At 66.6% G+C, this 14,557-nt stretch carries 11 protein-coding genes; 10 read left to right on the top strand and 1 reads right to left on the bottom strand.

Annotated features, from left to right (window positions below; translation table 11 throughout):
- Window positions 1-12 precede the first annotated feature (12 nt).
- Genes ACE3RX_RS19415 through ACE3RX_RS19405 form a run of 3 tightly spaced genes read left to right on the top strand, consistent with a single transcriptional unit; the run spans window position 13 to window position 3,706 of the window.
- Complete coding sequence (locus ACE3RX_RS19415) at window positions 13-1,176, top strand: Do family serine endopeptidase (protein ID WP_374486617.1); 1,164 nt, start codon at window positions 13-15, stop codon at window positions 1,174-1,176.
- Window positions 1,173-2,411 (top strand): MFS transporter, encoded by a 1,239-nt coding sequence (locus ACE3RX_RS19410; RefSeq protein WP_374486616.1) that lies wholly within the window; start codon window positions 1,173-1,175, stop codon window positions 2,409-2,411. The genes ACE3RX_RS19415 and ACE3RX_RS19410 overlap by 4 nt, the downstream gene beginning before the upstream one ends.
- 41 nt (window positions 2,412-2,452) lie before the next feature.
- Complete coding sequence (locus tag ACE3RX_RS19405) at window positions 2,453-3,706, top strand: alkaline phosphatase family protein (RefSeq protein ID WP_374486615.1); 1,254 nt, start codon at window positions 2,453-2,455, stop codon at window positions 3,704-3,706.
- 24 nt (window positions 3,707-3,730) lie between these two features.
- Here ACE3RX_RS19405 and ACE3RX_RS19400 read toward each other — a convergent pair whose 3' ends face one another.
- Window positions 3,731-4,756: a type I glyceraldehyde-3-phosphate dehydrogenase gene (locus ACE3RX_RS19400; protein WP_374486614.1), complete on the bottom strand. Its 1,026-nt coding sequence runs from the start codon at window positions 4,754-4,756 to the stop codon at window positions 3,731-3,733.
- A 408-nt stretch (window positions 4,757-5,164) separates the two neighbouring features.
- On the opposite strand from ACE3RX_RS19400, the gene ACE3RX_RS19395 reads away from it, so the two are divergent.
- From ACE3RX_RS19395 to ACE3RX_RS19365, 7 genes are all read left to right on the top strand, one after another.
- Window positions 5,165-6,928, top strand: coding sequence for a PQQ-dependent dehydrogenase, methanol/ethanol family (locus tag ACE3RX_RS19395; RefSeq protein WP_374486613.1), 1,764 nt, complete (start codon window positions 5,165-5,167; stop codon window positions 6,926-6,928).
- A 61-nt stretch (window positions 6,929-6,989) separates the two neighbouring features.
- Window positions 6,990-7,778, top strand: coding sequence for a substrate-binding periplasmic protein (locus ACE3RX_RS19390; protein ID WP_374486612.1), 789 nt, complete (start codon window positions 6,990-6,992; stop codon window positions 7,776-7,778).
- Window positions 7,779-7,807: 29 nt separating this feature from the next.
- Window positions 7,808-8,287 (top strand): cytochrome c, encoded by a 480-nt coding sequence (locus tag ACE3RX_RS19385; RefSeq protein ID WP_374486611.1) that lies wholly within the window; start codon window positions 7,808-7,810, stop codon window positions 8,285-8,287.
- A gap of 220 nt (window positions 8,288-8,507) precedes the next feature.
- On the top strand, window positions 8,508-9,932 hold the full coding sequence (gene aspA / locus ACE3RX_RS19380) for an aspartate ammonia-lyase (RefSeq protein ID WP_374486610.1): 1,425 nt from the start codon (window positions 8,508-8,510) through the stop codon (window positions 9,930-9,932).
- 34 nt (window positions 9,933-9,966) lie between these two features.
- On the top strand, window positions 9,967-11,262 hold the full coding sequence (locus ACE3RX_RS19375; protein WP_374486609.1) for a dicarboxylate/amino acid:cation symporter: 1,296 nt from the start codon (window positions 9,967-9,969) through the stop codon (window positions 11,260-11,262).
- Window positions 11,263-11,432: 170 nt separating this feature from the next.
- The gene (locus tag ACE3RX_RS19370; protein WP_374486608.1) at window positions 11,433-12,188 is read left to right on the top strand and encodes a sulfite exporter TauE/SafE family protein; all 756 of its coding nucleotides are present in this window, start codon (window positions 11,433-11,435) and stop codon (window positions 12,186-12,188) included.
- 113 nt (window positions 12,189-12,301) lie between these two features.
- Complete coding sequence (locus ACE3RX_RS19365; RefSeq protein WP_374486607.1) at window positions 12,302-14,446, top strand: TonB-dependent siderophore receptor; 2,145 nt, start codon at window positions 12,302-12,304, stop codon at window positions 14,444-14,446.
- The last annotated feature ends 111 nt before the right edge of the window (window positions 14,447-14,557 follow it).

Below are 14,557 nucleotides of genomic sequence, written 5' to 3'. Positions count from 1 at the left end.
GCCAATTTTACGATGCATCGCCTGTGGATCATCTTTACCCAAGCCGTCACCGTCTCGGTGGCGCTCCTGTTCGTGGTCAGCACGCTGAAACCCGAATGGATCGGCGAGCGCGCCATGCTGCCCTCCGTAACGATCCAGGAAGCGGTCTCCCCCGCGGCGCTGCCCGCCGGTAAAGGGCCGGCCTCCTATGCCGACGCCGCCAAGGCTGCGCTGCCAGCGGTGGTGCACGTGTTCACCAGCAAAGAAGTGAAGGCCCAGCGCAATCCCTTCAGCGATGACCCGCTATTCCGCCATTTCTTCGGCGACCGCCTCAACAACAAACCCCAGCAGCGCACCTCGGGCCTCGGCTCCGGGGTGATTGTCTCTCCGGAAGGTTACATCCTCACCAACAACCACGTCATCGAAGCCGCCGACGAGATCGAGGTCGCCCTCAACGACGGCCGCAAGCTGCCGGCCCGCATCGTTGGCCGCGACCCGGAATCCGACCTGGCCGTGCTGCAGATCAAGTCCGACGGCAAGCTGCGCCCGATCACCTTCGGCCACACCGAACAACTCCACGTCGGCGATGTGGTGCTGGCCATCGGCAACCCCTTCGGCGTCGGCCAGACCGTCACGATGGGCATCGTGTCGGCCCTCGGCCGCTCCCATCTGGGCATCAACACCTTCGAGGACTTCATCCAGACCGACGCGGCGATCAACCCCGGCAACTCCGGCGGCGCGCTGATCGACGCGGCTGGCAACCTGGTCGGCATCAACGCGGCGATCTACTCCCGCTCCGGCGGCTCCCTCGGCATCGGCTTCGCGATCCCGGTGTCCCTGGCCCGCAACGTGATGGAACAGATCATCCAGAGCGGCTCGGTCACGCGCGGCTGGATCGGTGTCGAAGTGCAGGCCATCACCTCCGACCTGGCCGACTCCTTCGGCATGCCTTCCAGCGACGGCACGCTCATCTCCGGCGTCATGCGCGGCAGTCCCGCCGACCGGGCCGGCGTCAAGCCCGGTGACGTTCTGCTGGCCGTCGAAGGGCGCAAGGTCAATGATCCGCAGGCCATGCTGGAAGCCATCGCCGCGCTTTCGCCGGGACGCAAGGCCGGCTTCGAGCTGCGCCGCGGTAAGGACAAGCTCGACCTCAAGGTGGAAATCGGCCGTCGCCCGGCCCTGTCCCGCGGCGAATGAGCGCTCCCTCGCCGGATCCCCATGCGCCGGACTTCCTGCGCCGGCATCGCCCCTTCGTGCTGTTCTGGCTGGCCCGCATCCTGTTCGGCGGGGGCAGCCAGATCAAGGACGTAGCGGTCGGCTGGCAGGTTTACCAGCTCACCGGCAGCGCGCTCGATCTGGGCCTCGTCGGGCTGATCCAGTTCCTGCCGCGCATCCTCCTCACCGCCATCGCCGGCGACCTGGCCGACCGCCACGACCGGCGCTGGCTGACCGTCGCCGCGCAGCTGGTGCAGACCGTCGGCCTGGCCCTGCTGGCTATCGCCAGCGCCACCGGTTTCGTCAGCCGCGAGCTGATCTTCGGCGTGGTACTGATCCTCGGCGCCGCCCAGACCTTCCAGATGCCGGCCAGCGCGTCCCTGCTGCCGTCCCTCGTGCCGCCCGCCGCACTGCCGCGGGCACTGGCCCTGAGCGCCTCGGCGATGCAGGCGGCAACCATCATCGCACCGGCCCTCGGCGGCTTCCTGTACCTGCTCGGTGCGCCGGTGGTGTATGCGCTCACCGCGCTGCTGCTGGCCCTGTCATCCATCTTCCTGTCGCGCCTGCCCGACGTGCACGTGGAGCGCGTGCTGGCCGGCTCCGCATGGCAGCGCTTCGTCGCCGGTATCCGCTTCATCCGTGGCCAGGGCATCGTCTTCGGCGCCATGTCGCTGGACCTCTTCGCGGTGCTCTTCGGCGGTGCCACCGCGCTGCTGCCGATCATCGCCCACGAGGTGCTGCACACCGGCTCCTGGGGCCTCGGCCTGCTCCGCTCCGGGCCGGCCATCGGCGCGCTGGCGATGGCCCTGTGGCTGGCGCGCAATCCGCTGCGTCACTCGGTCGGCCGCATCCTGTACGGCTCGGTGGCCGCCTATGGGCTATCGATCATCGCCTTCGGCCTGTCCTCCAACCTGTGGCTGTCGGTGTTCTTCCTGGCCATCGGCGGCGCCACCGACATGGTCAGCATGGTGATCCGCCAGTCCCTGGTGCAGTTGCAGACGCCGGACGAGATGCGCGGCCGGGTCAGCGCGGTCAACTCCATCTTCGTCGGCGCCTCAAACCAGCTCGGCGAATTCGAATCCGGCCTCACCGCCGCGTGGTTCGGCGCAGTGCCTTCAGTACTCATCGGCGGTGCCGCCACGCTGCTCGTCGTGGCGCTGTGGACACGCCTGTTCCCGCAACTGGGGCGAACGGAGTCCCTGCACGGCACCCCGTAGGGGCGAATTCATTCGCCCATAACCACTGCCGCCCGCCCCCCATGCGCCTCACCCATCTCGCCGCCGCCAGCCTGCTCGTTGCTACACCGCTGTTCGCCGCCCCGCCGGCCACGCACCGGCCCTACAACCACATCGTCGTCGTGGTGCTCGAGAACCGCTCTGCCTACGCCGGCGACGAACAGCGCGTGTGGGACAACCCGGCCCTGCCCTTCCTCAACGGCCTGGCGCGGGATCCGCGGCATGGCGCCCGCTTCACCAACGCCTGGGCTGCCGAAACGCCCTACCGGCGCGTCCCGGCCGGCTTCGAGCGCCCGCTGTCGGCACGCCCGAGCCAGCCCAACTACCTGTACCTGTTTTCCGCCAGCAACCAGGGCGTGCTACCGGACTGGTTCGCCGATCCGTCCTCGTCCTACCGGGGCAAGGCCGAACTGGCCCGCAACGGCGACCGCCTGGCCAGCCCCGGCACCGAACAGCCCAGCGGCATCGGCAACCGGCTGATCCCTGCGGCCCGCCGCCCCTTTGCCACCGCCAACCTGGGCACCAGCCTGCGTGCCGGCGGGCGGAGTTTCCTGAGCTTTTCGGAGAGCCTGCCCCATCCGGGATGGGACGCGGAAGGCGACGCCGATCCCAAGCTGGACCTCTATCGCCGCAAGCACAACCCGGCCATCAACTGGATCGCCCTGCCCAGCGCCGCAACGACGGAGCGCATTCCGCCCGAGCGCCGCCGCTTCCTGCTGCCGCTGGATGTGAACCTCGCCTTCCATGCCAGCACCGACCCGCAGGGGCGCCGCTGGCGTGGCTTTGCCGAGGACGCCGGCGGTCGGCCGCTGGATTTTGCACGACTGCCCAATGTGGCGCTGGTGATCCCCAACGAACGGCACGACGCCCACAGCGCCTCCCTCGGCGAGATGGACGACTGGCTGAAAACGAATATCGGCCCCTACGCCGCCTGGGCGACCCAGCACAACAGCCTGCTGATCGTCACCTTCGACGAGGACGGCTCGACGGACAGCAGCCAGGGCCACGCCTACCACTTCGGCCGCGATCGCATCGCCACGCTGTTCTACGGCGCCGGCGTCAAGCCCGGCGACTACGCCGAGCGCATCGACGCCCTCAACGTATTGGCCACCATCCTGCACGACCAGGGCCGGCTGGCCGACTTCCGCCGGGATTTCGCCCAGACCTGCCCGGACGACGCGGAGACCTGCGCACGCGAACTGGCCAACCTGCGCCCCATCCTCGACGTGTTCGGACGCGGCCCCGCCCTGCAGGAGATTCCGCCGGTCCGGGACTAGACTCCGGGCGCCCCGGCTGCGCGCTCAAGCCATCCGCGAGCCCCAGAAGGCGGCCACGTCCACCATCCGGTTGGCGAAGCCCCACTCGTTGTCGAACCACACCAGCAAGTTGAGCAGGCGGTCGCCGCTCATGCGGGTCTGGCCGCCGTCCACGATGGCCGAGTGGGGGCTGTGGTTGAAGTCGATGGAGGCATGCGGCTCGTCGGTGTAGGCCATGCGGCCGGAGCCCTGGCCTTCCACTGCCGCCCGCAGGCGGGCTTTCACCTCGGCCGCGTCGGTGCCACGCTTCAGCGTCACCAGCAGGTCGATGGCCGACACGTTCACCACCGGCACACGGATCGCCTTCGATTCGATGCGCCCGGCCAGGTGCGGCAGCAGGCGCTGCACGCCACGGGCAAGGCCGGTAGACACCGGGATCATCGACTGCATTGCCGAGCGGGTGCGGTGCAGGTCGGTGTGGTGATAGCCGTCGATGAGCGGCTGGTCGTTCATCACCGAATGCAGTGTGGTCAGCATCGCGTGGTCCAGCCCATAGGCCTCGTCGAGGATGGACAGCACCGGCACGATGGCGTTGGTGGTGCAGGACGCCGCCGACACGATGCGCTCCGCGCCGCTCAGCAACTCATGGTTCATGCCGAAGACGATGGTCTGGTCCACGTCACCGGCGCTATGCCCCGGATGGGACAACAGCAGGCGCCGGCAACCGGCATCGAGGAAACGCTGCAGTTCCGGCCGGTAGCTGTAGCGCCCGGAGGCCTCCACCAGCACATCCACACCGATCTTGCCCCAGTCCACGCCCTCCGGCGTGTCCGCGTGGAAGACCGGGATGTCCTTGCCGTCGATGCGCAGGCAGCCGTCACCGACCTCGACGGTGCCCGGAAAGCAGCCATGGGTGGAATCGAAGCGGGTCAGGTAGGCCATGCTGTCCAGATCGGCCGGCTCGTTGATCGCCACCACCGAAAACCCCTCCCGCATCGGCGAGGCCAGCAAGGCCCGCAGGAAACACCGTCCGATCCGCCCGTACCCGTTTATTGCAATCCGCAAAGACATCGATCCACTCGTCACACACCGCATCCGGCCCGCATCCCGGTCATTCCGACCGGCCTCGACGCATCGCGCTTGACGCGACGCATGACGGACAGGAGCGACCGACCCCCGCCCGACAGGGGCGAGACTACACCCTCCGGGCCATCCGCGTCCGCTCCAGCCCCCTCCACCGCCCCGTCCAGGGAAGCACTGCGGGCTTGAGACAGCTGTCTCGCCTGTCTCGGCCAGACTGCCCGAATTGAGAAGGATGTCTCGCCCACCAACCGCGGCCTGAACGCAAGCCCTTGTTAAGAAAAGATTTCACCTCCTGGCACAAAGCTGGCTGAAGGAACTGGCCGGCCGTTGCGACACCACCTCGCGCGGCCCGACGACAAGCCTCACCACACCACGCTCAAAGCGGGAGACAAAACGATGAGAAAAACCCAACGCATTTCCAGGTCCGTGCTGGCCGCCTCGCTCGCGACCCTGTTCGCCACCGGCGCCCTGGCGGCCGACGCGGCCCCTGCCGATCCGGAGCCGCCCCTCGGTGTCGACGTTCTGGAAGCCGGCTTCAAGTGGCGCCCCAACTACGTGTCCGAGGACATGCTGATCAACGCCGACAAGGACGCCAACAACTGGCTGCACTACGGCAAGGACTACCAGGCCACCCGCTTCAGCCAATTGCGCCAGATCACCCGCGACAACGTCGTGCGGCTGGTGCCCAAGTGGAACCTGTCCTTCGGCGTGAACGACGCCCAGGACAGCCAGACCACCGTCGTCAACGGCCGCATCTACGTCACCGCCAGCCAGAACAAGGTCTTCTCCCTCGATGGCGAGAGCGGCCGCATGCTTTGGAAATACGAGCATCCGCTGCCCGGCGACATCGGCCCCCGCCTGTGCTGCGAGGCCGTCAACCGTGGCGTCGCGGTGTTCAAGAACATGGTTTACATGGCGACCCTCGACAGCCACGTGGTCGCCCTCGACAACACCACCGGCCGCGTGCTCTGGGACGTCGCGCTCGGCGACTACCGCACCGGCGAGATCTACACCTCGATGCCGCTGGTCGCCAACGGCCTGATCGTGGTCGGCAACTCCGGCTCCGACGTGGGCGGCAACGTCGGCAAGATCACCGCCCTCGACCCGGATACCGGCAAGACCGTCTGGCAGACCACCACCCGCCCAACCAGCGCCAGCGACCCCGCCGCCAAGACCTGGGCCAACGACTCCTGGAAGACCGGTGGCGCCTCCGCCTGGCTGACCGGCAACTACGACCCCAAGACCAAGACCATCTTCTGGGGCGTCGGCAACCCTACGCCGGACTTCGACCCCCGCGTGCGCGCCGGCGACAACCTGTACAGCAACTCCACGCTGGCCCTCGACGCCGCCACCGGCAAGATCAAGCATCACTTCCAGTACACCCCCAACGACTCCTGGGACTACGACGGCAACAACGAGACCATCCTGGTGGACGACGACCAGGGCCGCAAAGTGTGGCTGCACGCCGACCGCAACGGCCACGTCTATTCCATCAACCGGGACAGCGGCAAGTGCAACTGGGTGGTGCCGATCGCCCGCGTGAACTGGGTCACCGGCTTCCAGGGCAACTGTCGCCCGATCGTCAATCCGGACAAGGTGCCCGGCTACGACAAGGTCGCCACCGACGTCGCACCCATTCTCGACGGCGGCAAGGAATGGCACCCGGCGGCCTACAGCCCGCTCACCAAGCTGCTCTACGTGCCCTACATCGACAGCTCGATGGATATCCAGGCGAAGAAAATGGAATGGCGGCAGGGCGAGTGGTTCCTGTCGTCCAAGGTCCTCAAGGCCAACCCCTACACCGGCGGAGTAAAGGCCTTCGACGCCACAACCGGCAAGCTGGCGTGGACGCGCCCGCAGAGCACGCCGGCCACCAGCGGCCTGCTCGCCACCGCCGGCGGGCTGGTCTTCTCCGGCGACGCCGAAGGCTACTTCTCGGCGATGCGCGACGACACCGGCGAAACCCTGTGGCGCTTCAACGTCGGCACCGGCATCCACGGCAACCCGACCACCTTCAACGTGAACGGCCAGCAGTACGTGGCCATCGTCTACGGCCCCGGCGGCGGCAGCCTGTGGCCGCTGGTGTACGGCGAGCTGTTCAAGCACCAGAACCGCGGCGGCGGCATGATGGTCTTCGCCCTCTCGCCGCAGTACCGCTAACCCTGTCCCAGCCCTTGCGGCGGGCGCGGCCGAAGCCTGGGCCGCGCCCGCGGAGCGATCCATGACACCGCGCACACGCCTTTGCGGCACCTTGCTGGCCCTGCTCGCCCACGGCCAGCCGGCCGGCAGCGCACCGCCCCCGGCAGAACCAGGCGGCGGCCCCCTGACCGTCTGCCTCGCCGAAGCCAACCCCCCGTTCTCGGCCAGCAGCCTGCCGGACGGCGGCATCGACGCCGAACTGGCCCGCGCCGTCGCCAGACAGCTTGGCCGGGAAGTCCGCCTGACATGGGTAACCATCCCGAATCGCGGCGGGCTCGGCAAAGCCCTCGCGCAGAACCTCGCCGGCGGCGCCTGTGCGCTGTTCGCCGGCATTCCGGAAAGCGGCGGGCCCAACGAGGACCTGGCCGAGAAACGCCTGGCCGCCAGCACGCCCTACCTGGAAACCGGCTATGTGCTGGTCGGCGCCCGCAAGCCAGTCCGCAGCCTCGACGACGCCCGCCGGCTCGGCCGGATCGGCGTGGTCACCGCCACGCCGGCCGATCTGTACTTGTTCCAGCAGCACTTGCACCGCCTGCCCTACGGCAACAACGGCGCGCTGCTGGCCGCCCTCGCCGACGGCAGCGTGGACGCCGCCGCGCTGTGGCAACCGGCCCTCGCCGAGGCCCGGAGGCTAGGCCAGGCCTCGGCCAGCGACGGCCTGGCGCTGCCCGAGGCAGGCCGCACCCGCTTCGTCTTCGCGCTGCGCCACGGCGACCCGGCCCTGCTGGCCGACGTCAATGCCGCGGTGGACCGCCTGCGCAGCGACGGCCGCCTCGACGCAATCCTGCGGGCCCACGGCCTGGCACCGTGATCAAACCAACGACCCCACACCAGAGAACCATGACACACCCCACATCCCCCACATCTCTCACCGCCCGTGCCGTCCGGCAGCGGGCGTCCGCCATTGGCCTGTGCCTCGCCCTCGGGCTCAGCGGCCTGGCCCATGCCTTCGGCGTGACGCCGGCCGGTGGTGCCCCTGCCGCCGCATCGGCTAATCCCCTCGCCGGCAACGCCGAAGCCGCCCGCAAGGGCGAGGAGCTGTTCGGCCGCAACTGCCAGCAGTGCCACAACACCCGCGGCCACGGCGGCAAGTGCCCGCAGCTCGTGCGCGGCGCCTGGGCCCCCGGCGGCCCCAACTCCGACAAATTCATGTTCGACACCATCTCCAAGGGCCGCCCCAACACCCAGATGGGCTCCTTCGGCATGGCCCTCCGCGAGGACGAGATCTGGCAGATCGTCACCTTCCTGCGCGAAGAGGCCGTCCGCGTGAAGGCCGCCGCCCGTAAGGCGACCGACGACGACGATTCAAACTGGTACTGAGCCCGCCTCATCCCCGCGGCGTTCGGATTTCCGGATGCTTTTTCCGCCCCCTTTCCGGGAATCCGAACACACCAGCAATCGGAGAAAATAAAATCCTTTAAAAACATACAGATAAAAACTCGGATCGAGGTCCGAGCGGTGGCACAGCTCCTGCAAATGAATGGGCACGACGGCCTCTCCACGGCCCGGCAAACGACATTCAAAAGCATTGGAGACACGCATGACCACCACCGCCATCTACCGCACGGAACACGACCTGCTCGGCGACCGCCAGGTCCCCACCGCCGCCTACTACGGCGTGCACACCCTGCGGGCCCTGGAGAACTTCAACATCAGCGGCATCTCCATCGCCGCCTATCCCGACCTGGTGCGCGCCCTCGCCCAGATCAAGCTCGCCGCCGCCCAGGCCAACCAGGAACTGGGCCTGCTCGACAGCGAACGCACCGAGGCCATCGTCAAGGCCTGCCGCGAAGTGATCGCCGGGCAGTACCACGACCACTTCGTGGTGGACGTCATCCAGGGCGGCGCCGGCACCTCCACCAACATGAACGCCAACGAGGTGATCGCCAACCGCGCGCTGGAGATCATGGGCCACCGGCGCGGGGAGTACCTGTTCCTGCACCCCAACGAACACGTCAACATGAGCCAGTCCACCAATGACGTGTATCCCACCGCGCTCAAGCTTGCCACCTACGTGGGCATCTTCCGCCTGGTGGACGCCATGGCCCACCTGCGCTTCGCCTTCGAGCGCAAGGCCACCGAATTCGCCGATGTACTCAAGATGGGTCGCACCCAGCTGCAGGACGCCGTGCCGATGACCCTCGGCCAAGAGTTCTCCACCTACGCCACCATGCTCGGTGAGGACGAGGAACGCCTGAAGGAAGCCGCGCTGCTGATCCGCGAGATCAACCTCGGCGCCACCGCCATCGGCACCGGCATCAACGCCCACCCGGACTACGCCGGCCTGGTGTGCCGCCGTCTCGCTGAAGTCAGCGGCATCCCGGTGGTCACCTCGCCGAACCTCATCGAAGCCACCCAGGACTGCGGCGCCTTCATCCAGCTCTCCGGCGTGCTCAAGCGCGTCGCCGCCAAGTTGTCCAAGGTCTGCAACGACCTGCGCCTGCTCTCCTCCGGCCCGCGCGCCGGCTTCTGCGAGATCAACCTGCCGGCCCGCCAGGCTGGCTCCTCGATCATGCCGGGCAAGGTCAATCCGGTGATCCCGGAAGTGGTGAACCAGATCGCCTTCGAAGTCATCGGCAACGACATGACCGTCACCTTCGCCGCCGAAGCCGGCCAGCTGCAGCTCAACGCCTTCGAGCCGATCATCGCCCACAGCCTGTTCAAGAGCGTGCTGCACCTGTCCCGCGGCTGCACCACGCTGGCCGACCTGTGCGTGGACGGCATCACCGCCAACCGGGACGCCCTGCGCGCCAGCGTCGAGCGCTCCATCGGCATCGTCACCGCGCTGAACCCCTACATCGGCTACGCCAACGCCACCGACGTGGCCGCCGAAGCCCACGCCACCGGGAAGGGCGTCGCCGAAATCGTGCTGAACCGCGGCCTGATGAGTGCCGAAGCACTGGCCGAGGTGCTGCGCCCCGAAATTCTGACCAAGCCGCAAATGATCCCGGCCCGGGCCGCCTGAGCAGCCCTCCATTCATAGAACCAAGGAGAACATCATGAAAATGAACCGGCTGACGACCCTGATCGGGGTTGCCCTGGTGCTCGGCATCATTGTCGGCTACGCCTGCAACACGCTGGCCGCCACCCCCGCCCAGGCCAAGGAGATCGCCTCCTACTTCGGCATCCTGACCGACGTCTTCCTGCGCCTGATCAAGATGATCATCGCCCCGCTGGTCTTCGCGACCCTGGTCGCCGGCCTGGCCGGCATGGGCGACACCAAGACGGTCGGCCGCATCGGCCTCAAGGCCCTCGGCTGGTTCGTCTGCGCCTCGTTCTGTTCGCTGCTGCTCGGCCTGGTCTTCGCCAACGTCCTGCAGCCCGGCACCGGCCTCAACGTGCCGCTGCCGGAAGCTGGCGCCGCCACCAACCTGAAGACCAGCGCGCTGAACCTGAAGGACTTCATCACCCACGTCTTCCCGAAGAACATCTTCGAGGCGATGGCGGCCAATGAAATCCTGCAGATCCTGGTCTTCGCCGTCTTCTTCGGCACCGCCCTCGGCCACCTGCACAGCCAGACCGCGCGCAGCCTGGTGTGCACGATGGAAGAAATCGTCCATGTGATGCTCAAGGTCACCGACTACGTGATGCGCTTCGCCCCGGTAGGTGTGTTCGGTGCCGTCGCCGGTGCCATCACCACCAACGGCCTGGGCATGCTGCTCGTCTTCGGCAAGCTGCTGCTCAGCTTCTACGCCGCCCTGGCCGCCCTGTGGCTCGTGCTGATCGCCGCTGGCTACTTCGTGCTCGGCAAGGAGATCTTCCGCCTGCTCAAGCTGATCCGCGGCCCGATGCTGGTCGGCTTCTCGACCGCTTCCAGCGAATCGGTCTATCCGAAGCTGATGGAGCAACTCGAGAAGTTCGGCATCAAGAACCGCGTCACCAGCTTCGTGCTGCCGCTGGGCTACTCCTTCAACCTCGACGGCTCGATGATCTACACCACCTTCGCGGCGCTGTTCGTCGCCCAGGCCTACGGCATCGAACTGAGCCTGGGTACGCAGATCACCATGCTGCTGGTGCTGATGGTGTCCTCCAAGGGCATCGCCGGCGTGCCGCGCGCCTCGCTGGTCGTCGTCGCCGCCGTGCTGCCGATGTTCAACCTGCCGGAAGCCGGCCTGCTGCTGGTGCTGGGCATCGACCACTTCCTCGACATGGGCCGCACCGTCACCAACGTACTCGGCAACGCCATCGCCACCAGCGTCGTCGCCAAGTGGGAAAACGCCATTGTCCCGGTCGATGAAGCCTTCGACGAAGAAGACGAGGCCCTGCCGGTCGCCGAAGCCCCCGTCGTAGCCTGATCCACCCTCATCGCCCCCACACCCCTTCTTCGGGGTTGTGGGGGCGAATTCATTCGCCCGTCGAGGGAGATCAACCCGCCGAGGGCGAATGAATTCGCCCCCACGGGAAATCCCATCCCTTCTGATCCAATCCAGCCATCGCCGCTCCCCCGACCGAAGAGCCAGTCCCCATGTCCCTCGAACTCCTGCTGCTCGGCAGCGTGGCCTTCTTCGCCGGTGCGGTCGATGCCGTCGTTGGCGGCGGTGGCTTGATCCAGATCCCGGTCCTGCTCGGCCACTTTCCGCAGGTATCCATCCCGACCCTGTTCGGCACCAACAAGCTGTCGAGCATCGCCGGCACCAGCGCCTCCCTGTGGCAGTACGCGCGGACGGTACGGATTCCGTGGTTCGTCGTGCTGCCGGCCGCCCTCGCCGCGCTGGTCGGCGCCTGGCTCGGCGCCGCGGTGGTGGCATGGCTGCCCCGCGAGGCGATGCGCCCGCTGGTAATGGTGCTGATGCTGGCGGTGGCTATCTACACCTTCCGCCGCAAGGAGCTCGGCCAGGCGCCGACGCGGGAACTGCGTCCGTCCGACCGCTGGCACGCCGCGGCTTTCGGTGCCGCGATCGGCTTCTACGACGGCTTCTTCGGCCCCGGCACCGGCAGCTTCCTGATCTTCGGCTTCGTGCGCCTGTTCGGCATGGACTTCCTACGCGCCTCGGCCAGCGCCAAGCTGGTCAACGTCGCCACCAACCTGTCCGCCATCGCCTTCTTCGCCAGCCACGGCCCGCTGCTGTGGGGCATCGGGCTGACGATGGCGGTGTGCAACCTGGCCGGCGCCCAGGTCGGCACGCGACTGGCCGTTCGCCACGGCAGCGGCTTCGTGCGCAAGGCCTTCCTGGCGGTGGTGACAGTGCTGATCGGCAAGCTGGCCTGGGAGATGATCTAGGGCAAGCCGGCAGCCAGCACAAAGGATGCGGCAATCAGTCGCAATCCATGCATTCCGCAAGTTCTTAGAATCGCGGCCCTTGCCACGACTCTAAGAACTTGCGGAAACTGCTCATGCCCAAGCCCCTCAATCTTGCGCTCCTCATGGGTGCGCTCCAGGCGGGTGTCGCTGCGGCCTCACCCGATTCTGTTCCAGCCACTGCCAAGGCGCTGCCTGAGGTTTTGGTGGAAGCCAGCCGCGCGGAATCGTATCGGGCGGAAACCACAACCGTTGCAGGGAAACTGCCTCAATCCATCCGGGAAATTCCAAACTCGGTCTCGGTGCTGACCCGTCAGCAGATGGACGACCAGAACATGGTCACCCCCTGGGATGCGCTTTCCCAGATCACCGGCGTCCAGGCGGTCGCCAACGACATCACCCAGGGACAGTTCCATTCCCGGGGTGGCGCGCTCGAGGTCCAGCACGACGGCCTGCCCTCCACCTTGCCTCTTTCCGGGTACCAACAGTTCGATCTCGGACTATATGAACGCATCGAGGTCATGCGCGGTCCGTCCGGTCTGCTGCAAGGTTCAGGCTCGTTCTCCGGGACGGTGAACTTTGTGCGCAAGCGCCCCACTGCAGACCTCATGGCATCGGCCCTCGCATCCTATGGATCCTGGACCAATCGGCGGCTGGAGGCGGACGTGAGTGGTGCGCTCAACGCGGATCGCAGCCTGCGTGCCCGGGGCGTGTTGTCAGGCATAGACCGGGACTTCGTCTTCAACCGCATCCATGACAAGAAGTGGATGGGCTACCTCACCCTGGACTACGACTTTTCCCGGGCAACAACCCTCAACCTGTTTGTCGCCAATCTCACCAACGATTCGACCGGCTTTTCAGGATTGCCCACTTACACGGATGGCCGACAACTGTCGGTTCCACGCAGCTTCAATCCTTACCCGGACTGGAATCGCATTGAATGGGATACGACCGATATCGGGCTCGATCTCACCCATCGCTTCGCAAACCGCTGGACGGCGTCGCTCAGGCTGATGCGCCGGGATCAGAGTCAATTTTTCAAGGATGGCTACGCAACGGCCGGGGTTGACCCCGCCAGCGGGCGGATCGCCAGCTATGCGCGCAGGGAGTTCATGTACGACTACGTGCATGAGGCCGTGGATGCCTTTGCCGGCGGTCCGTTCATGCTCTTGGGACGGGAGCATGCCGTGCTAGTGGGCGCCAACTTCAGCAGTTTCGACAGCCGCGGACGAGGCGCCAATCCGAATTCGCCGGGCAGTTCGGGGCTGACCGTAACGAATGTGCTCCTCGCCGATCCCCCCCTGGTTGCGGAACCCGCCGTAAGCTATCGAACCGGCAGTCACAACGTAACGACCCAAAGCGGTGTTTACGGGCGCCTCAGCCTTAATCTCGCAGACCCGCTCCGCCTGATCCTTGGCGGACGCTTTTCGGACTACACCAACAAATCCCGCACTACGGCCCCCAATCCAGTGCCAACGGAGTGGTCCCGCGGCGCCAACGCAGAAGGTCAATTCACGCCTTACGCAGGCTTCACCTGGGACGTCAGCCGAGCGCTCACTTTATATGCGAGCTACGCGGACATTTTCGTTCCCCAGACCCAGAAGCGCGTGGACAACAGCGTGCTCGACCCACGCGTAGGACGACAATATGAAATGGGAGCCAAAACCAGTCTGCTCAATGACCGGCTGAGCGTGACGGCATCGGTGTTCAACATTCGGGACACCAACCGGGCGCTGGCCGACTCCGACAATCCCGGCTATTACACAGCAGCGGGCCAGCTGGAGAGCAAGGGGCGGGAAATCGAAATGGCGGGGCAGATCACACCGCGCTGGGATGTCTCGGCGGGATACACCTGGATGGACACCCGCTGGGTGAATAACGGTACGAGCACCGGCCAACCCATCAGCTTCTGGTACCCCAAGGAGTTGCTCAAACTCTGGACCCGCTACCGGTTTGCGGAAAACAGCCCACTCAGGGGATTCAGCCTTGGGCTTGGCATGCAAGGTCAGGGAACCAGTGCCAGCGGCGCGCCCAGCCCTACGATCGCCGCCCGCACGCAAAATGCCTACACGGTCTACCGGGTGCAACTCGGCTACGACATCGACAAGACCTGGTCAGCCACGCTGGACATCAACAATCTTTTCGACAGCCACTATTACACCCGCCTGGGGGGCACCAACACTTACAACTTCTACGGCGATCCCCGCAACTTCGTCATCACGCTTCGCGCCCGCTACTGAGCATCCGCCCCACCTACCGCGACAACGGCAGCCGGGGCGAATAACGCAAGCGACTCACACCTTCCGGTAAATCTCCGCGCCGCTCTTCACGAACTCGACGGCCTTGGTTTC

The organism is Zoogloea sp., assembly GCF_041914405.1.
Classification (GTDB): domain Bacteria; phylum Pseudomonadota; class Gammaproteobacteria; order Burkholderiales; family Rhodocyclaceae; genus Zoogloea.
The sequence above is the reverse complement of the archived record's forward strand: the minus strand, read 5'-3'. Positions and strand labels throughout refer to the sequence as shown.

Bases quoted from the DNA above. Each gene is read 5' to 3' on its own strand.
- ACE3RX_RS19415 (WP_374486617.1), top strand. From the start codon at position 13: ATGCATCGCCTGTGGATCATCTTTACCCAAGCCGTCACCGTCTCGGTG.
- ACE3RX_RS19410 (WP_374486616.1), top strand. From the start codon at position 1,173: ATGAGCGCTCCCTCGCCGGATCCCCATGCGCCGGACTTCCTGCGCCGG.
- ACE3RX_RS19400 (WP_374486614.1), bottom strand. From the start codon at position 4,756: ATGTCTTTGCGGATTGCAATAAACGGGTACGGGCGGATCGGACGGTGT.
- ACE3RX_RS19390 (WP_374486612.1), top strand. From the start codon at position 6,990: ATGACACCGCGCACACGCCTTTGCGGCACCTTGCTGGCCCTGCTCGCC.
- ACE3RX_RS19405 (WP_374486615.1), top strand. From the start codon at position 2,453: ATGCGCCTCACCCATCTCGCCGCCGCCAGCCTGCTCGTTGCTACACCG.
- ACE3RX_RS19395 (WP_374486613.1), top strand. From the start codon at position 5,165: ATGAGAAAAACCCAACGCATTTCCAGGTCCGTGCTGGCCGCCTCGCTC.
- ACE3RX_RS19375 (WP_374486609.1), top strand. From the start codon at position 9,967: ATGAAAATGAACCGGCTGACGACCCTGATCGGGGTTGCCCTGGTGCTC.
- ACE3RX_RS19385 (WP_374486611.1), top strand. From the start codon at position 7,808: ATGACACACCCCACATCCCCCACATCTCTCACCGCCCGTGCCGTCCGG.
- ACE3RX_RS19365 (WP_374486607.1), top strand. From the start codon at position 12,302: ATGCCCAAGCCCCTCAATCTTGCGCTCCTCATGGGTGCGCTCCAGGCG.
- aspA (WP_374486610.1), top strand. From the start codon at position 8,508: ATGACCACCACCGCCATCTACCGCACGGAACACGACCTGCTCGGCGAC.
- ACE3RX_RS19370 (WP_374486608.1), top strand. From the start codon at position 11,433: ATGTCCCTCGAACTCCTGCTGCTCGGCAGCGTGGCCTTCTTCGCCGGT.